This is a genomic window from Streptomyces klenkii (genome assembly GCF_003626645.1).
GTDB classification, from domain to species: Bacteria; Actinomycetota; Actinomycetes; order Streptomycetales; family Streptomycetaceae; genus Streptomyces; species Streptomyces klenkii.
Window position 1 is genome coordinate 100,620 of sequence record NZ_RBAM01000010.1, and the last position, 18,024, is coordinate 118,643.

An 18,024-nucleotide genomic window follows, 5' to 3' on the forward strand; every position below is an offset into this window, starting at 1 on the left:
GGCCGCGTCAGCCGCGTGAGGGCTGTGTGTCGGCGTCGGCGTCGGCGTCGGCGTCGGCGTCGGCCAACAGTGCCGCGAGTTGCTCGGCGAAAGGGGCGGGGTGCTGGGCGTAGCCGACGTGTCCGCCGGGGAACTCCTCCAGCGTCCGGCCGAGCCGCCGGGCGAGGACGACCACCGGGCGGTGCACGTCGTGGGTGCGCGACCCTCGGCCGCCGGCCGGGACGACACGGTCCGCTACGGCGGCCAGCGCGGTGACGTCGGGCACGCAGCGGGTGGAGGGCAGCATCACGTGAGAGAGGAAGAACGCGTTGTTGTCGGCGTGGTAGGTGTTGTCGGCGTTGTGGGTCACGTCGGCGTCGTGGGCGTTGTCGGTCGCTTCGGGGAGCGCCGGGGCGGGTCTGCCGCTGAAGACGGCCTGGAGCCTGTCCAGGGCGGCCGCGACGCCGTCCTGGCGGAACGTCGCGTGCACGTCGTCGAAGAACGCGGCATGTCGCGCCGCGTCCGGCAACATCCCCATGGCGGGCGGCTCATGGGCGACAACAAGCCGGATCCTCTGCGGATCGCGGACCATGAGCTCCAGGGCGATCAGGGCTCCCGCGCAGCTGCCGAACACCCGTACGGGCTCGTCGGCCGGTGCGAGGTGGTCGAGCAGCCGGGCGGCGTCGTCGGCCTGGGTGGCGAGCCACGGCTCGGGCGGCGGCCCGTCGAGGGGACTGCGGGAGATGCCGCGCGGATCGTAGGTGACGACGCGGTGGCGGGCGGCGAGCTCATCGGCCAGGTCCCGGAAGACCTCGGCGTCGGAGGCGCCGCCCGGGATGAGCAGCAGGAGCGGTCCTGTGCCGCGTACTTCGAAGTACAGCCGCGCCCCCGGCACGGCCAGCGCGCCGCTCTCCAGCGTGCCCATCGCCCTCCAGCTCACTCCGGCACCGGGCCCCGGGTAAGGCCCCGGGGCGGCACGAGACTACGCGGAGGGTGGCCGTACGGATAGGCGCACACCCGGGGTCGCGCGCGGCCCTCCGAGTCCGGGCATCGGTCGTGCGCTCCCACACGCCTGCCTCCGGAGCGTACGTCCGGGGAAGGGACTGCCCCATGTTGCTCAGTGTGAAGAGAGCCGACACGACCGTCGGTGGGAAGCGGCTGCGCGCGGCCGCATTGGTGGCCGCCGTGCTGTTCGGCGCGGCCGCACCGGTGCCGGCGTCCGCCCACCCCCGGGAATCCGGGCCGTTGCAGTGCCTGGGCTCCGAATCCATCAGCTACGAGCCGGGGGTCACGCTCCTGCCACGACGCATCCGCGTCACGGTCGACGGACATCTCGCCTCCTGTGCGAGCGGTGACGGCGCGAGCGCCGACGCGGGCGCGGTGAAGAACGGCAAATACCACGAGGAGTTCACACTCGACACCGGCTGCAACAACCTCCTTGAGGCGTTCCGGGCCCGCCGGACCTACGCCTGGAACACCGGCGACTCCAGCACTGCCGACATCACCGGCAGCAGCACGGCCGTGGCCGGCCAGGTGGTCACCCCCGTCACCGGCACCGTCACCCACGGCCGCTTCCAGGGGCGGAAGCTGCTCCAGCTCATCCCGGTCCCCCAGCCGAGCGTCCTCCAGTGCCTGGGAAGCGGCCTTACCGGCGCGACCGGGCCGACGACCCTGACGATCTTCTAAGACACTACCCAGCCGATGCCGGCACCGCTCGCTGCCCCGGTCCCGCGTACGAAGCAAGGGGTCGGATCAGCGTGTTGTGGGCGAGTTGTTCGGTGATGTGGGCCGTCCAGCCGGTGACGCGGCTCATCACGAAGAGCGGTGTGAAGGCAGGGGTGTCGAACCCCATCAGGTGGTAGGCCAGCCCGGCCGGGTAGTCCAGGTTCGGGTGGATGTTCTTGCGCGTGAGCACGGCCCGGCGCAGGGCCGCGTGCAGGGTGGCCAGGCGGGTCGCCTCGGGGTCGGCGGCGCGGGCGACGAGGCGGTCCAGGGCGTCCTGCATGATCGGTACGCGGGAGTCGCCGTGCTTGTAGACGCGGTGGCCGAAGCCCATGATCTTGCGCTGGCCGGCCAGGGCCCGGTCCAGCCACTCCTCGGCGCGCCGCGGGTCGCCGATCTCCTCCAGCATGTGCATCACCGCTTCGTTGGCGCCGCCGTGCAGCGGGCCCTTGAGGGCGCCGATCGCCGCGGTGACCGCGCTGTAGAGGTCGGAGAGCGTGGAGGTGACGACCCGGGCCGTGAACGTAGAGGCGTTGAAGCTGTGCTCGGCGTACAGCACGAGGGAGATCTCGAAGCAGCGGACCACGTCCGGGTCGGGCACGGCGCCGAAGCACATGTGGAAGAAGTTCTCGGCGTAGCCGAGCCCGGGGTCCGGGGGGATCGGGGCCAGGCCCCGGCGGCGGCGCTGGTCGGCGGCGACCACGGTGGGCAGCTTGGCCAGCAGGGTGAGGGACTTGGCCCGGTTGGCGGCGGGACTGCCGTCGTCCTCGGCCGGGTCCTCGGCGCCGAAGAAGCTGACGGCGGTGCGCAGCACGTCCATCGGGTGACAGGTCTCGGGCAGCCGGGCCAGCAGCTCGGAGGTGGTGCGGCCCAGGGGGCGCAGGGCGCGCTCGCGGGCCTGGAATTCGCCGAGCTGTACGGGGTCGGGGAGTTCGCCGTGCCAGAGCAGGTAGGCGACCTTTTCGAAGGAGCGGTGGGCCGCCAGGTCCTGGACGGGGTAGCCGCGGTAGGTGAGGAAGTTGGTCTCCTGGATGACGGTGGAGATCTCGGTGGTGTCGACGACGACACCGGCGAGGCCTCGGTGGATCGCGGGCGTGGTGGTGGACATGGTGGTGGACGTGGACATGGCGTGCCTGCCTTCGGTGTGTCAGGTGCCGGGCGGGAGCGTGAAGTCGAAGACGGCCGAGTCGAAGGCCGCGTAGTCCTCGTAGCCGAGGAGTTCGTAGAGGCGGGAGCGGGTCTGCATGCGGGGCAGCAGGGACTCCTGGGTGCCCTCGGCGGCGAGCGTGCGCAGGCCGTCCTCGACGGCGCCCATGGCCAGGCGCAGCAGGGTGACGGGGTAGAGGGCGATGTCGTAGCCGAGGTTCTCCAGCGTCCGCGCGTCCAGGAGGCGGCCCTTGCCGAACTCGGTCATGTTGGCCAGCAGGGGGACGGCAACCGCCTTGCGGAAGGCCTCGAACTCCCGCTCGTCGGCGAGCGCTTCGGGGAAGATCGCGTCGGCTCCGGCGTCCACGTAGGCCTTGGCACGGTCGCTCGCCGCGTCCAGTCCCTCGACGGCCCGGGCGTCGGTGCGGGCCATGAGGAGGAAGCCGGGGTCGCGGCGGGCGTCGACCGCGGCCCGGACGCGACGGGTCATCTCCTCGCGCGGGACGACCGTCTTGCCGTCGAGGTGGCCGCAGCGCTTGGGGTTGACCTGGTCTTCCAGGTGCAGCCCGGCCAGGCCCGCGTCCTCCATCAGCTGGACGGTGCGGGCCGCGTTCATCGGCTCCCCGAAGCCGGTGTCGGCGTCGATGAGGACGGGCAGGTCGGTGACCCTGGTGGTCTGCTGGGCCCGGGCGGCGACCTCGGTGGACGTGGTCAGGCCGATGTCGGGCAGGCCCAGGTCGGCGGCGAGGACGGCGCCGGAGAGGTAGGCGGCCTCGAAGCCGGTGTCCTGGATGAGGCGGGCGGAGAGCGGGTTGAGGGCGCCGGGCATGACCAGCAGCCGGCCGGTGGCGAGCCGTTCCCGCAGGGTGCGGCGGCGTTCGGCGGGAGTGGTGCGGGTGTGCAGCATGCGGGGGTGCGGCGTGCGGGGGTGCTGCATACGGGTGTCCGGCGTGTGGGAGTGCTGCATCAGAACAGGCCCTTCGGCAGCTTCGCGTCGTACGTGGCGACGGCCTCCGTATCGACAGCCGGGAACAGCCCGTCCAGCTCGGGGGCGGTCAGCTCGGCGAGCCGTTCGGCCGCGCCCAGGAAACGGTCCTGGCCGGCGGAAGTGACGATGCCTTCCGCCAGCGTGCGGAACTTCGCCGCGTAGGCGGGGCGGTCGAAGGGCCGGGCGCCGGCCGGGTGGGCGTCGGCGACGGCCAGTTCGTCCTCGAACACCGAACCGTCGTCCAGGGTGATGACCGCGCGTCCCCCGAAGGCCCGGCGGCCGGGGTCCGGGTCGTGGTAGCGGCGGGTCCACTCCGGGTCCTCGACGGTGGTGATCTTCCGCCACAGCTCGACGGTCCCGGGCCGCCGGGCGCGCTCGGGCGCGTAGGAGCGCTCGTGGTGCCAGGTGCCGTCCTGGAGCGCGACGGCGAAGATGTACGGCACCGAGTGGTCGAGGGTCTCGCGGCTCGCGGCGGGGTCGTACTTCTGCGGGTCGTTCGCGCCCGAGCCGATCACGTGATGGGTGTGGTGGGAGGTGTGCAGGACCACCGAGCGCACCCGGTCCAGCGGTCCGGTCTTCTCGCGCAGCCGCCGCGCCAGGTCGATGACCGCCTGCGCCTGGTACTCGGCGGAGTACTCCTTGGTGTACGTGTCGAGGATCGCGCGCCGCGGCTCGCCGGGCCCGGGCAGCACAACGGTGTAGTCAGCGTCCGGGCCGTCGAGCATCCGGGCGAGGAAGCCGTCCTCGCCCTCGTAGACCGGGGACGGGGAGGTCTCGCCGCGCATCGCCCTGTCGACGGCCTCGACGGCCGCCTTGCCGGCGAAAGCGGGCGCGTACGCCTTCCAGCTGGATATCTCGCCCTTGCGGGACTGCCGCGTCGCCGTGGTGGTGTGCACGGCCTGCTGCACCGCCTGGTAGACCGTCTGAGTCGGCAGCCGCAGCAGGGCGCCGAGGCCGCAGGCGGTGGCGGCGCTGAGGTGGGCCACGTGGTCGATGCGGTGCTCGTGCAGGCAGATGCCCTTGACCAGGGCGACGTGGATCTCGTACGCGGCGACGATGCCGCGCAGCAGGTCGGCGCCGGTGCGTCCGGTGTGCTGGGCGACGGCGAGCAGGGGCGGGATGTTGTCGCCGGGGTGGGAGTAGTCGGCGGCGAGGTAGGTGTCGTGGAAGTCGAGTTCGCGTACGGCGGTGCCGTTGGCCCATGCGGCCCACTCCGGGGAGACCCGGGCTCCGGTGCCGAAGACTGACGCTCCGGACACCGGCGTTCCGGGCGCGGTCGTACGGTGGGCACCGGCCTGGGCGCGGGCCACCGCGACCGGGCGACGCAGCAGGGAGGCGACGGCGACCGACGCGTTGTCTATGACCCGGTTGACGGCCATGGTGACGCTGCCGGCGTCCAGTTCCTCGGTGGCGGTAGCCACGGCGGCGAGCTTCCAGGCGAGCTGGTCCTCGCGGGGAAGCCGGTCGGCGCTGGGGTGGACACGGACGTGGTGCTCGATCACGGGACTCCTCGTGGGCGTCGGCGGTCCGGCGAAGGCTCCGGTACGGGTACGGGTACGGGCTCCGGAAAAGGCGCCGGTAAGGGCTTGTGTGATCGAGACTGCCCGGCGGACGCACGCCGGACCAGGGCTCCAACGTGCGGAATCCGTACATCCCTGCGTTGCGAATCTGCGGATCTTGCGAATGATGCGGATGCTATGTTCGCAAGCGCTGTTGCGTTCGCGACCATCAGGCAAACAGGTGCGCGGACCGGACGAGGTCGGACGAGAGAGGTGCGCGCGATGAGCCGGCGACCGGCCGACCGCAAGGTCTACGCCCACGCCAAGCTGCGCCGGCTGCGGCGCGAGCACGGCATGAACCAGGTCGACATGGCCCGCGCCCTCGGCCTTTCGACCAGCTACGCCAACCAGCTCGAACAGAGCCGGCGCCCGCTGACGGCTCCCGTGCTGCTGCGGATCGCCGAGGTCTTCGGCGTCGACGCCGAGTTCTTCTCCGAGGCCGAGGAGGACCGGCTCGCCGCGGACCTGCGGGCCGCGCTTGCCGACGAGGCGTGCGGCGTGGCGCTGCCCGCTCCCGAGGAGGTCGCGGAGGCCGCCCGCGACCACCCGGAGGTGGCCCGCGCCCTGGTCGCCCTGCACCGCCGCTACCGCGACGCCGCCGAACAGGCCGCCGTCCTCGCCGCACCGGGCTCCGGGAGCACCCCAGGGGCTCTGCTGCCCCTGGGCGAACCGCACGATGAGGTACGGGACTTCTTCTACGCCCACCACAACCACTTCGAGCCCCTGGACACCGAGGCCGAGCGCATCGCGGCAGCCCTGGACCTGCGGCCGGGCCGGGCCGCCGACCCGCTCACCGCACGGCTCGCCGAGCGGCACGGGGTCCGGGTCGTGCAGGCCGCTCCCGGCCGCTCCGCCGACGCGCGGCGCTACGACCCGGACACCGGGCTGCTGTTCCTCTCCCCCTGGCTCAACGACGGCCGGCGCGCCTTCCAGCTCGCCACCCAGCTGGCTCTGCTGGAGCACGGCCCGCTGCTGGACCAGCTCGCCGCCGGCACCACGGAGCTGACCTCACCGGAGTCGGCGGCGCTGGCCCGTATCGGCCTGGCGAACTATTTCGCGGGCGCCCTGCTCATGCCGTACACCGCCTTCCACTCCACCGCCGAGGAAGTGCGCTACGACATCGAGCTGCTGTCCGCGCGCTTCGGCGTCGGCTTCGAGACGGCCTGCCACCGCCTGAGCACGCTGCAACGCACGGGGCGGCGGGGCGTGCCGTTCTCCTTCCTGCGGGTCGACCGCGCCGGCAACATCTCCAAACGGCAGTCCGCGACCGACTTCCACTTCTCCCGGCTGGGCGGCACCTGCCCGCTGTGGACGGTGTACGAGGCCTTCTCCGCGCCGGGGCGGATACTCACCCAGGTGGCCGAGATGCCGGACGGCAAACGGTACTTCTGGATCGCCCGCACGATCACCCGGGGCGGTTTCGGGCACCACGCCCCGCGGGCCGAGTTCGCCGTCGCGCTCGGCTGCGAGCTGCGGCACGCGCACCGGCTCGTCTACGCCGAGGGGATCGCCCTGGACGACCCCCGGGCCGCGACGCCCATCGGCCTGGGCTGCCGGATCTGCGAGCGCCGCGACTGCGCGCAACGGGCCCGCCCACCGGCCGGCGGACGGCTGGCCATCGACGCCGACCGGCGCACGTACGTGCCGTACCCGGTCGAGTCCCGCCCCCGGTGACGCGACCGCGGCCCGCCCGACCGTCCGAGCCCACTGCTCCGGCGGCCGCACCCCCGTACCCCCGAACCGCCCCGCGTGCTCGGCCCGTACGTACGGCGAGGCCAGGTCCACGCTCTGCGGGTGACCGACGGCGCACGCCCTCATGGCCGGTCGGTACGGGTGGCGAGATCGCTTCCTTGTCGAGGCCGGTGGCGCCTGCCTAGCGTTGATCTCACATCGGCAGAAAGTCACGCGCGCAATAAACACCCCTCCTCCTGGCGGATTCCCGCACTCCCACAAGGAAGCAAGGAGACAGCGCATGGCCGGCACCACCGGGCCCATCGAGCCTTCGGCGTTCATCCAGGACCGCAACCGGCAGATCAATTCCATACCGCCGTCCGACGACTTCACCGACGCCAACCGCGGCCTGCTGGCCCCGCCGCCGAGCGACCTGCCGTTCATCCCGGCCAAGAACGGCCGGGAAGTGGCCTGGAGCTTCGCGGGCTACGACTTCCTGCGGGACGGCGAGCCGGAGACCAACCCCGACCCGGTGAACCCGAGCCTGTGGCGCCAGGGACAGTTGACGGCCGTTGCCGGCCTGTTCCAGGTCATGGCCGCCGGCAACCGCGCCATCTACCAGGTGCGCGGCTACGACCTGTCGAACATGACCATCGTGACCGGCGATACCGGCCTGATCGTCATCGACCCGCTCGCCTCCTACGAGACGGCGCAGTACGCCCTCAAGCTCTACCGGGACACCACCGAGGACCAGCGGCCCATCAGCGCGGTCATCTACACCCACAGCCACGTCGACCACTTCGGCGGCTCCCGCGGCCTGTTCGCGGAGAAGAACGACGACGTGCCGGCGGAGCTGGCGGTCTACGCCCCGATCGGGTTCCTGGAGCACGCGATCAGCGAGAACGTCCTCGCGGGTCCGGCCATGGCGCGCCGGGCGGAGTACATGTACGCCGCGAAACTGGACAAGAGCCCGATGGGGCAGGTCGGTGCGGGCCTGGGGCTGACGATCTCCACCGGTGAGGTGACGCTGATCCCGCCGCGCCACTACGTCGGCGGCCCCGCCATCCAGCCCACCCAGCAGAAGGACTGGTCCTCGCAGTACGTCATCCCGTGGCGGCCGGGTCTCTACGCCCGCACCATCGACGGCGTGCCCGTCGTCTTCCAGCTGACGCCCGGCACCGAGGCGCCGGCGGAGATGAACTTCTACTTCCCCGAGCTGAAGACCCTGTGCATGGCGGAGAACGCCACCCACACCATGCACAACCTGCTCAGCCTGCGCGGTGCCCAGGTGCGTGACCCGCACGCGTGGTCGAAGTACCTCACCGAGGCCGTCCAGACCTTCGGCGAGTACACCGAGGCCGAGTTCGCCTCGCACCACTGGCCGCGCTGGGGCAAGGACTCCATCATCGAGTTCCTGTCGAACCAGCGGGACATGTACTCCTTCCTCAACGACCAGGCGCTGCGGCTGATCGACGCGGGTTACACGGGATCGAGATCGCCGAGAAGCTCCAGCAGCTGCCGCGCGGGCTGGCCGAGCACTGGTACGACCAGGGCTACTACGGCTCCCTCAGCCACAACCTCAAGGCCGTCTACCAGCGGTACATCGGCTGGTTCGACGGCAACCCCGCCCACCTGTGGACGCTCCCTCCGGTCGAGGCGGGCGTGCAGTACGTGTCCGCCATCGGCGGCCCGGAAGCCGTCATCGGCAAGGCGCAGGAAGCGCTGTCGGCCGACCCGCCGCAGTACCGGTGGGCCGCCGAGCTGCTCAACCACGTCATCTTCGCCTCCGGCGACCCGGATTTCGCCGTCGCCGAGGAGACCCTGGACCAGGCCGAGCAACTCCAGGCCCAGACGTTCACCCAGCTCGGCTACGGCGCCGAGAACGGCACCTGGCGCAACTTCTACCTCACGGGTGCCCAGGAGGTCGTGAACGGCCCGCAGAGGGCCTCCGACCACGGCGCCGCCGACCTGGTGCGCAGCATGACCCTGGACCTGTTCTTCCAGGCCATGGCGAAGAGCATCGACGGGCCCAGGGCGGCGCAGGAGCAGACCACGCCCATCGTCCTGCGCTGGGTCCTCGACGAACCCCGCCAGGAGTGCACCACCACGCTGCGCAACGGCGTCCTGATCTACGTCGAGGGCCCGGACGCACTGGCGGGCAAGCCCACCGCCACCATCACCCTCACTCGCGAGGCCCTCAACAACCTGGCCCTGGCCGGACACCGCTTCACGCAGAACTTCGACGATCAGGTCGCCGCGGGCACGATCCAGGTCGACGACGAGGCGGCCGCGGACACCGTCTTCAGCTACCTCGTGTTCCCCGACCCCCGCTTCCCCATCGTCACCCCGCGCAAGACCGTGAAGTAGATCCGGAGACGCACTACGAGACCCTGTGCGCAGCCCTGGGGAAGATCGTCACCCAGGGTTCCGGTGGCCGTGGCCCTAACGCGGCGCGGGTAATGCCGCGGGCCACGGCGACCTGGCGATGACAGCCCGGGCCTTGCCAACGAGTTACACCCGATGCACCTGCGCGCCCCTCTTGTGAGGGAGACGGCGCTTTCTCCTGGGTATCCCCTCTTCAGTAGTGACCGCCGATCCTGGAGGGGGACGTCCACGTCATGACGGGACTTCAGGGCCATGACCGGCCCGGCGCCGCACCGATCTCGTACCTCAGACGCAGGTTCCTCACGCTGACGGCCGCCGCGACCGTGCTGGCCTTCTCCTCCACGCCCGGCCGTGCAAGAGCCGAGGAGCTCGGCGACGGTGTCCTCCGCGACGATCCCTTCACCCTCGGCGTCGCCTCGGGCGACCCCCTCCCGGACGCCGTGGTGCTGTGGACGCGGCTGGCCCCGCGCCCGTGGGAGCCGGGCAGCGGCCTGCCGCCCTCGGGCGTGATCCCCGTGAGCTGGGAAGTCGCCGAGGACGAACGGTTCTCGCGCGTCGTACGCCGGGGCCGGGCCGCCGCCCACGCCGACTCCGGGTACAGCGTCCACGCCGACGCCCGGGGGCTCAAAGCAGGGCGCACGTACTGGTACCGCTTCCGGGCCGGGTCCTGGATGAGCCCCGCCGGCCGGACCCGTACCGCACCGGCCGCCGGAAGCTCTCCCGGGCGGCTGCGCCTGGGCGTGGCCTCGTGCCAGCAGTACGACGACGGCTACTACACCGCGCTGTCGCACCTGGCCCGCGAGGACCTCGACGTGGTCTTCTTCCTGGGCGACTACATCTACGAGAACGCCATCGACGCCAAGGCCGGGGACCGGCAGCTCCCGGAGGGCAGCCGGCTCCCGGACGGCTTCGCGCACGAGACCGTCACGCTGGCGGACTACCGCCTGCGCTACGCCCTGGGCAAGTCCGACCCCGACCTCCAGGCCGCCCACGCCGCCCACCCCTGGTGCGTCACCTGGGACGACCACGAGGTGGAGAACAACTACGCGGCGGACGTGTCGCAGGACAACGACCCGACCGATGCGTTCCTGCTGCGCCGGGCCGCGGCCTACCGTGCGTACTGGGAGAACATGCCCCTGCGCCTCCCCCGCCCCTCGGGGCCGGACATGCGGCTCTTCCGCCGCCTCCGCTACGGGAGGCTCGCCCAGTTCGACATCCTGGACACGCGGCAGTACCGCTCGGACCAGGCCTACGGCGACGGCTGGAAGCAGCCCGGCCCCGAATCCGAAGACCCCTCCCGCACCCTCCTCGGCGGCACACAGGAACGGTGGCTTTCGAACGGGTTCCGCGGCTCCTCGGCCACCTGGAACGTCCTTCCGCAGCAGGTCGCCTTCTGCCGGCGCAGGCTGAGCGCCCAGAACTCCCCCTTGTCCATGGACGCCTGGGACGGATACCCGGCGGCCCGCAAGCGGCTCCTCGACGCCGCGAGCGGCGCGCGAATCACCAATCTCATGGTGCTCTCCGGTGACTCCCACATCCACCTCGCCATGGACATCAAGGAGGACTTCGACAACCCCTCCTCCCGTACGCGCGGCGTCGAGATCCTCGGCACGTCCGTCTCCAGCGGGGGCGACGGGGTCGAGAAGCCCGAGGACTGGGAGAGCCTCCTCGCCGTCAACCCGCACATGGCGTACTACGCCAAGCGCCGCGGCTACGTCGTCGTCACCCTCACCCCGTCGGAGGCCCGCGCCGACTACCGCACGCTCCCCTACGTCACCCGCCCGGGCGCTCCCGTCTCCACAGCTGCCAGCCTGATCTGCCGGGCGGGCCGTCCCGGATTCGAACGGCCCTCGCTGTCAGCTACTTGAACAGGCGGTCACCGCTGGTGGCCATGCGGTGGGTGGCGCTGTGGCGGTTCACCCAGTCGCGGACGAGGTTGATGGCGTTGGCGCACTGCCAGCCGTTGTCGTATTCGTGCTCTCCGGTGAAGTTGCCGTAGCCCGCGATGATGCCGTCCACACGGGCGTCACCCAGCAGCTTGTCGACGTACCAGGGGTCGTTGTAGGTGGTCGTCCAGGACAGCGTGGCCGCGAGCCGTCCGGCGGCACGGTCCCCGGCGCCCTTCTTGAGCTCCGCGCACGTGTTGCGGCCGGCTTCCGTGCAGTTGCCGAACCCGTTGGGGATGTTGCCGTCACCATAGTCCATCACCCGGCGGCCGGCCGGGAATCCGGAACCGGACCGGTTGAAGGCACCGAGGACCTGATCGCGGGTCCCGGTCGTCGTGATGCCCTCCAGGCCGCCGAGCTTCCCTTCCAGGCTCTTCCAGCCCCTGCCGCCGACGTCCGGGGTGCTGCCGCCGTGGTACTCGTAGAAGCCGTAGAGCACCTGTATCCCGGCAGCCGTCAGCCTCTGTGCCTTGTCGCGCAGCCCGGCGACGCTGCACCCGCGGTTCTCCGCTTCTCCGCAGTAGTTCGGGTCCTTGATGTCCAGCCAGACCAGGCTCAGCCGGCGCCCTGCCTCGGCGTTGGAGACAATGCGGTCGATCATGCTGTCGAAGCTGGGGCCGCGCCGGTTGTCACCGGCCGAGGAACAGTCGTGATAGGCACGCCATTCGTTCGGGTTCCACCAGGCGCAGACGTCGATCTCGATGCCGTTGGCGCCGTGGTTGAGCGCGGCGTCCACGCCGTCCACGGTGTCGACCCGGTGCGCGATGGCGTAGATCGCGTGACGCTGATCGGCTGCCGCCGCCGGGGTCGTACCGAGCGCGGTGGCACCGGCGATTCCGCACAGTGCCGCCATCAGGGCCGGTACCGCGCGCGGGCCGGTGCGATGTTTGAGGTGGGTGGTCAAGAAAGCACTCCTTCGTCTCCGTGCCGATGGATGTCGCGCTTGAACCATCCGAGCTTGAGGGAGCATGCATCCCGTCCGCCACGAAAAGCCGGAGACTTCGGGACGCCGGAACGCGATCGCGGGCTCTGACCTGGAGGGAAGGAGGCGGCCTGGAACGCCCGCTTGGAACGCTCCGGGCCGCGCTGCGACTTCCAGGGGCCTGCCGTCAGGCTTGGTCCCCTGCCGCCCGCCCGGGCCCGTCGAGTACAGCGAGCAGTTCATCGCGGCCGCTGACTCCGCTCTTACGGAACACCGCCCTGACGTAGGTGTTGACCGTGTGCAGCGACAGGTCCAGGCCGCGGGCGATCTGCTTGGGGGCCTCGCCCGAGTACAGGAACTGGAGGACCTGGCGTTCGCGGGCGGTGAGACCGTGCCATGCCGCGAACGTCGGGAGGACCAGGGTGCCGGTGGCCTCGTGGAAGACCACCGCGACATCACCCTCGCCGTATTCGTCCAGGGGCTGGGCGTGCACGGACACCCGGCGCCCGAGGAAAGCGGCAGGACTGACCGACACCGGACGCGGCGCGCCCGGGTCGACCGCGTGGCGACGCGCGGCCAGGGAGACCTCGAGCATCGACACGGCGGGCATCCACTCCGGTGCCCTGCCCCGTACCGGGTCGATCGCCTGCATCCAGGCGCGCGCTTCGGGTGTGAGGGAGCGGACGCGATGGTCGGGACCGACGATGACGACGCCCGGCGGCAGTGGCTCACCGTCGCCCCACGGCTGCCCGGTGGCGTACGTGCGCAACAGGTCGACCAGGAGCGGGGCGATCCCGGCGAGCCGGTCCGCGTCGTCACGGTCGAAGTTCCGGCATCCCGCGCCCCGCAGCAGGGCGAGCAGCCCCCAGAAGCCCTGGCCATCACGCAGCAGCAACCGTGCCTCGCAGCCGGCTCCGTGTGCCGCCAGTGTCTGCCGTGCACGCACGTGTCCAGGCGTCTCACGGTCGTGGCCGCCGAGCAGCCCGACGGGCGTCCGTAACCGGCCGACGTCGGCCGGGCTGAAGGGGTCGTCCCGCAGGTAGGAGTCGAACAGCTGCGCCTGAATGAGGTCAGGGCTGATGCCGTGCAGGAAGCCGTACGAGACCGCCCCGGTGACCGGGTTCATTCCGAACAGGCGCAACGCGTCGTGCGGGACCCACGGACCGATCGCTTCGGAGACCAGCGTGGCCAGCTCGTCCCGTACGAAGTGTTCTCCCGTCGCCGCCCGCAGGCAGCGGGCGACCCGGTCTATGTCCACCACACCCACGACTATCGGCCCGGGCTCGCTGACCGGTCCAGCCTCCTGCCGACACTCAGTCACTCGGGCACTGGGCATTCGGACACTGGGAACTCAGCAGTCGACGGCGCCGGAGCCCACCGGCCGGCCGGCGCTCGCGCGGGGCGGATCACCGGAGGCGTACTGGCTCGCTTGGAGCGTGTAGAGCTCGGCGTACAACCCGCCCGACGCCAGGAGGCCGGCCGGTGTACCGGATTCCACCAGGCGCCCCTTGTCGAGCACGTGGACGAGGTCGGCGTGCCGGACGGAGGCGAGGCGGTGCGTGATGAGGAGGACGGTGCTGCCCTCGTCGGCCAGGGACCGGATTTCGTCGAAGACCTTCAGCTCGGTGCGGGCATCGAGTGCGGCGGTGGGTTCGTCGACGACGAGGATCTGTCCCTGCCGGTAGGCGGCGCGGCAGAAGCCGAGGCGCTGCCACTGGCCGCCCGACAGCTCGTGACCGCCGCGGAAGCCGCGGACCAGGAGGGTGTCCAGACCGCGGGGCAGGCCGTCGATGATGTCCTGCGCCCCGGCATGGCGGATCGCGCTCGCCATGCGCGCGTCGCCGGACGGCGCCTCGGGGCGGCCGATAGTGATGTTGACCCGCGCGGTGAACGGCCACCGGGTGAAGTCCTGCGCCACCATCGCCACCCGGTCCGCCAGTTGCCGCCGGTCCGCCAGTGCGGCATCGGTTTCGTCCCACAGAACGCGGCCCTGCTGCGGGGTGTACAGGCCGGCCAGGAGCTTGGCGAGGGTGGTCTTGCCCGAACCGTTGCTGCCGACCAGCGCGACGATCTTCCCGGTGGGTACGGTCAGCGTCACGTCATCCAGGGCCGGGGTCCGCGGCGGGGTGGCGCCGTCGCCCGGATAGGTGAAGGTGACGTGCTCGAAGCGGATCCTCTCCGGCCGGTCGGGCAGGGCCAGGGTTCCGGGGGGCGGGGTACGCCGCGCCGCCTCTTCGCACAGCCGGTCCAGATCACCGACGAACAGGGCCTGTTCGTGCAGGGCATTGACCTCCAGGGCCAGTGCGGTAAGGCTCGACGAGCCGGTGCGGATGGCGATCACGGCGGTTCCGGCGACGGAGAGCTCCATCGCCCCGCCGAGGAGCAGGCCGCCCAGGGCCAGATAGGTGGCGGCGGTCGCCGCACCGGCCAGGCCGGCCGCGATCAGGCCGGTACGCGCTTCCAGCCGGGCCAGCCGGGTCTGTTCCGCTTCGGCGGATTCGGACAAGGAGCGGAAGTGCCGCAGGAGGAACGGGCCGACTCCGTGCACACGGATCTCGGGCGCCGCACCGGTATCGGTCAGCATGTGGCCGAGCAGGCCGCCGGCGCGCGTGTGCCGGCTCCAGGCGTGGAAGGACCGGTAGCGGCGGCGAGCGGTGGTGAGCGCGCTCCAGGTGCCGGGCAGGGTCATGGCGGCCAGCAAGGGCAGCAGGACGGGGTGCAGCACGGTGAGCACGCCCGCGGCGGCGATGAAGGAGATCACCGCGCTGATGACGCGGTTGCCGATGTCCATCATGCGACGGGCCGAGGCCGCGCCGTACCGTGCCGAATCGAGCAGTCTGCGGAACCGGTCGTCCTCGATCGCGGCCAGTTCCACCTGTGCGGCCCGTTCGAGGTACAGCTCGGTCGCCGCCCGCTCGACCCGCGGTCCCAGCCGCCCGGCCGCGTAGGTCGACGCGGCCCGCAGCAGCGCACCCGCGGACACGGCCACGGCCATGACGAACAGGGAGGGGAGCGCGCTGCGCAGACGGTCCTCGAGCGTCGCACCGGTCATCAGGACGGCCAGGACGCGGTTCACCGCCAGGAGCCCCACGGCCTGGGTCAGACCCCGGCCGGCGTTGGCGGCGACGAGGGCGCGTGCCGCGTAGGGGTCGGCGCGCCACGCCAGGCGGAAGCCGGATGCCAGCAGCCGGGGCAGCCGGCAGATCACCGCGCGCAGGCTCAGTTCCAGGTACGCCTCTTCGTGCCGGGCCCAGCCCGTGTCGTAGCGCAGGGGGCCGCCGAAGAGCAGATGCTCGGAATCGGAATCCGATGAGGGCACGCCGTCCTCGCACCCGTCTTCGCACCCGTCGTTCTCCCCGTTCTCGTGTGCCCGCCGGCTGTGTTCCTGTGCCCGCCGGCCGCGTACGTATCGGCGACGCATGCCGGCTACCACCTCGCGAAGGTGGTAGCGGTGAACACGAGCGCCGGATACGCGCTGAGGAACGCGAACACGAAGGTGTGCAGCCCCATGGTCAGCGCGATGCCGAGGTGGAGCGCCGCGCCGGCGGCGAGGAAGGCCCACATCGGTCCGCTCGGCAGGAACACGGCACACCAGAACGTCACTTCCAGCATCATGACGCCCCACGACAGCAGCAGCCCCATCCGTGGCCGGGAGCGCAGCAGCGACGCGAGCCGGGGCGAGCGGTAGGAGTGGGTGGAGAGGATCTGCGCCAGGCAGGAACCGTCGCGCCACACCGGCGAGACCAGCTTGGCCGCCCCCGCGATCAGATAGCTCAGCAGCAGCTGGCAGGCCAGGAACAGCAGGAAGAGCCGGCCGATCGTGCCGCCGACGCTCAGCGTGACCGCGGCGCAGAGGACGGCCAGGGCGGACATCTGGTCCGCGCCGTCGGTGCCGTAGCCGCCGCGGTGCAGCGAGAGCAGCGCCGCGGCCAGCAGCAGCCAGGCCACCACGGCGGCGCCGCTTCCCGGTGTCAGCGCCGCGAAGGGAGCGACGACGCCCGCGGTGAGCTGGAGCGCGAGGACCACCCGGTACCGCTCCCACACCAGGAGCGCGCCGACCGGGGCCAGTTGCCGGGGCCAGTTCGTGCCGATCACCGCCCATGACAGGACACCGCCGCCGGTGAACTCACGGGCCTGACGGAGGTCGCGTGCCGCCGCCACCGCCAGGCCGGGGCCCGACAGCGCGAGGACCGCCCGGGCCGCCTCGGCTCCGCTCAGCAAGGGGCCGGCCGCGCTCAGCACGGGACCCCCTCGGGTACGCCGGTCTCCAGCCGGTGCACCGCGGAAACGAAGACCACCTCTGGTTCCTCCTCACGCAGGCTCGCGAAGGCGACGGCGAACTGAAGGCCGACGGCAGCGGCGTCGTGCGGGGCGGCGCACGCCCGGCCCAGCAGGAGGAGATAGGGCGTACTGATCATCAGGCGCGCGTCACGCAGCCGGGCTTCCTCCGGCCCGCCCGCCCGGCCGGCACGCCGGCTCTTGCCCACCGTCTCCAGCAGATGTCCGACGGTGTCGGACACCGCCTTGCCCGCCCGCCCGCCGGGACCGCCTCCCGGCCACACTTCCCGCAGCGGACCGAACGCGCCGTTGGCGAGGAAGTCGCGGTACATCAGCACCTGGTCCCTGGTCGCCGGCCTGGGCGCGAAGAACGCCCAGGACGGCACCAGCGGAGAGAACCAGGCGGGAACCCTGCCCCGCACACCCCCGCCGATGCGGGGCAGGGCCGCCAGGACGGTCACCGCCAGCCACGCGGCCAGCAGGACCGCCACGATCACGGATCCCACGCCGCCCGCTCCTAGCCGAAGAGCAGGCGCCGGCGCGTCGCGAGCAGGCGGGCCACGCTCGCCGCGAGATCGCCTTGCTGCCCTGTGGCCTCACCGGCCACCGCTTCCGGCAGCGCCATGGCACGCTCGCCGGGGACGACCCCCGCGCGATGCTTGTCCCTGACGGCGTCCGTCGCCATCCGCTCGACCACCGCGGTGACCTGCTCCATCGTGGTGTACGAGCCGCAGGGCCGTGGCGGTCCCATGTGGATGTGCCGGAGCTCCGGGCCGACGCTCTCCAGCAGCTCTCGTTCCACCCTGCTCAGCTCGGGCGCCCGGAGCAGCAGCAGGTGCTCCGTCCTGACCTCGGATGCGCCCCGGTCGATGTGTTCGACGACATCGAAGTCCGCATCCGCGACCGGACCGCCGGTATAGGGGAGCGTGAGCGTCCTGAACGGCGTCCCGGCCGGCAGCACCAGGTCACGCACCAGCGTGTGCCCGGCGCAGCGCACGTCGAAGAAGTGCGAGGCGGCCACCATCTTCGCGGGGCGCTTCGGGCCGGGCGTATCGCGTACCGGTTGCCAGTCCGCACGCAGGATCGCCTCGCGCAGTCCTCGCCACGTGCGAGAGGAAGCGTCCCCCGTGTAGATCACCAGCGATCCCGCAGGTGGCAGCATGCCGCCGTCCTCCACGCCTGCGGCATCGGGCGGGACGGTCACCACGTCCACGCTGACGGCTGCGGCCGTTGTACCTGACGCGATCATCGCATGCACTCCGATCGTTCGAAGGACTCCCGTGCCCGGTGAAGGGCTTGCTGGGAAGTCTCGGGCTATGGGGGTGCCCGGGTGTACTCCCCAAAGTTGGGGGGTTGGTGGAGTCGCCGGATCCGTCTGTCATGGAGGCCAGGGGCGATCCAGCCCCCACGAGCGAGATCGGAGCCGGC

Annotated in this window: 14 protein-coding genes and 2 pseudogenes; 6 read left to right on the forward strand and 10 right to left on the reverse strand. The window is 71.6% G+C overall.

Annotation, left to right across the window (positions count from 1 at the left end; genetic code table 11):
• Positions 1-7 precede the first annotated feature (7 nt).
• Entirely contained in the window at positions 8-919 is a 912-nt protein-coding gene (locus D7231_RS23945) for an alpha/beta fold hydrolase (RefSeq protein WP_241999884.1), read from the reverse strand.
• A gap of 182 nt (positions 920-1,101) precedes the next feature.
• On the opposite strand from D7231_RS23945, the gene D7231_RS23950 reads away from it, so the two are divergent.
• Complete coding sequence (locus D7231_RS23950; RefSeq protein ID WP_147449794.1) at positions 1,102-1,665, forward strand: hypothetical protein; 564 nt, start codon at positions 1,102-1,104, stop codon at positions 1,663-1,665.
• 4 nt (positions 1,666-1,669) lie between these two features.
• Here the strand turns inward: D7231_RS23950 and D7231_RS23955 are convergent, their stop codons facing one another.
• Genes D7231_RS23955 through D7231_RS23965 form a run of 3 tightly spaced genes read right to left on the reverse strand, consistent with a single transcriptional unit; the run spans position 1,670 to position 5,337 of the window.
• Complete coding sequence (locus D7231_RS23955; protein ID WP_120757721.1) at positions 1,670-2,809, reverse strand: bifunctional 2-methylcitrate synthase/citrate synthase; 1,140 nt, start codon at positions 2,807-2,809, stop codon at positions 1,670-1,672.
• 39 nt (positions 2,810-2,848) lie between these two features.
• Positions 2,849-3,754, reverse strand: coding sequence for a methylisocitrate lyase (gene prpB / locus D7231_RS23960; protein WP_120757722.1), 906 nt, complete (start codon positions 3,752-3,754; stop codon positions 2,849-2,851).
• Between the two features lie 59 nt (positions 3,755-3,813).
• Positions 3,814-5,337 carry an MmgE/PrpD family protein gene (locus D7231_RS23965; RefSeq protein WP_120757605.1) on the reverse strand — a complete coding sequence of 508 codons (1,524 nt, stop codon included), beginning with the start codon at positions 5,335-5,337 and terminating at the stop codon, positions 3,814-3,816.
• A 279-nt stretch (positions 5,338-5,616) separates the two neighbouring features.
• Between D7231_RS23965 and D7231_RS23970 the strand changes: the two genes are divergently transcribed.
• The 5 genes and pseudogenes from D7231_RS23970 to D7231_RS23980 all read left to right on the forward strand — a co-directional run bounded on the left by D7231_RS23970 (position 5,617) and on the right by D7231_RS23980 (position 11,318).
• Positions 5,617-7,068 carry a short-chain fatty acyl-CoA regulator family protein gene (locus D7231_RS23970; RefSeq protein WP_120757606.1) on the forward strand — a complete coding sequence of 484 codons (1,452 nt, stop codon included), beginning with the start codon at positions 5,617-5,619 and terminating at the stop codon, positions 7,066-7,068.
• Between the two features lie 643 nt (positions 7,069-7,711).
• Positions 7,712-7,843 (forward strand): annotated as a pseudogene (locus tag D7231_RS38370) (hypothetical protein); the annotation flags it as partial.
• Positions 7,844-8,370: 527 nt separating this feature from the next.
• Positions 8,371-8,937 (forward strand): annotated as a pseudogene (locus tag D7231_RS37740) (alkyl sulfatase dimerization domain-containing protein); the annotation flags it as partial.
• A gap of 54 nt (positions 8,938-8,991) precedes the next feature.
• Positions 8,992-9,432 carry an alkyl sulfatase C-terminal domain-containing protein gene (locus tag D7231_RS37745; protein ID WP_241999906.1) on the forward strand — a complete coding sequence of 147 codons (441 nt, stop codon included), beginning with the start codon at positions 8,992-8,994 and terminating at the stop codon, positions 9,430-9,432.
• 251 nt (positions 9,433-9,683) lie between these two features.
• Positions 9,684-11,318 carry an alkaline phosphatase D family protein gene (locus D7231_RS23980; RefSeq protein WP_120757607.1) on the forward strand — a complete coding sequence of 545 codons (1,635 nt, stop codon included), beginning with the start codon at positions 9,684-9,686 and terminating at the stop codon, positions 11,316-11,318.
• Here the strand turns inward: D7231_RS23980 and D7231_RS23985 are convergent.
• From D7231_RS23985 to D7231_RS24010, 6 genes are all read right to left on the reverse strand, one after another.
• On the reverse strand, positions 11,311-12,300 hold the full coding sequence (locus tag D7231_RS23985; protein ID WP_228774798.1) for a PI-PLC domain-containing protein: 990 nt from the start codon (positions 12,298-12,300) through the stop codon (positions 11,311-11,313). The genes D7231_RS23980 and D7231_RS23985 overlap by 8 nt on opposite strands.
• 205 nt (positions 12,301-12,505) lie before the next feature.
• On the reverse strand, positions 12,506-13,579 hold the full coding sequence (locus D7231_RS37750; RefSeq protein WP_147449795.1) for a helix-turn-helix transcriptional regulator: 1,074 nt from the start codon (positions 13,577-13,579) through the stop codon (positions 12,506-12,508).
• A 90-nt stretch (positions 13,580-13,669) separates the two neighbouring features.
• The gene (locus D7231_RS23995) at positions 13,670-15,637 is read right to left on the reverse strand and encodes an ABC transporter ATP-binding protein (RefSeq protein ID WP_241999885.1); all 1,968 of its coding nucleotides are present in this window, start codon (positions 15,635-15,637) and stop codon (positions 13,670-13,672) included.
• A 107-nt stretch (positions 15,638-15,744) separates the two neighbouring features.
• Positions 15,745-16,560 carry a hypothetical protein gene (locus D7231_RS24000; protein WP_120757610.1) on the reverse strand — a complete coding sequence of 272 codons (816 nt, stop codon included), beginning with the start codon at positions 16,558-16,560 and terminating at the stop codon, positions 15,745-15,747.
• Positions 16,554-17,102, reverse strand: a complete 549-nt coding sequence (locus D7231_RS24005) for a hypothetical protein (protein WP_120757611.1) — start codon at positions 17,100-17,102, stop codon at positions 16,554-16,556. Before D7231_RS24005 ends, D7231_RS24000 begins: the two co-directional genes overlap by 7 nt.
• Before the next feature lie 11 nt (positions 17,103-17,113).
• Complete coding sequence (locus D7231_RS24010; RefSeq protein WP_147449796.1) at positions 17,114-17,800, reverse strand: hypothetical protein; 687 nt, start codon at positions 17,798-17,800, stop codon at positions 17,114-17,116.
• Positions 17,801-18,024 lie beyond the last annotated feature (224 nt).

Coding starts and splice junctions, on each gene's coding strand:
- D7231_RS23955 (WP_120757721.1), bottom strand. CDS start 2,809: ATGTCCACCACCACGCCCGCGATCCACCGAGGCCTCGCCGGTGTCGTC.
- prpB (WP_120757722.1), bottom strand. CDS start 3,754: ATGCTGCACACCCGCACCACTCCCGCCGAACGCCGCCGCACCCTGCGG.
- D7231_RS23970 (WP_120757606.1), top strand. CDS start 5,617: ATGAGCCGGCGACCGGCCGACCGCAAGGTCTACGCCCACGCCAAGCTG.
- D7231_RS23980 (WP_120757607.1), top strand. CDS start 9,684: ATGACGGGACTTCAGGGCCATGACCGGCCCGGCGCCGCACCGATCTCG.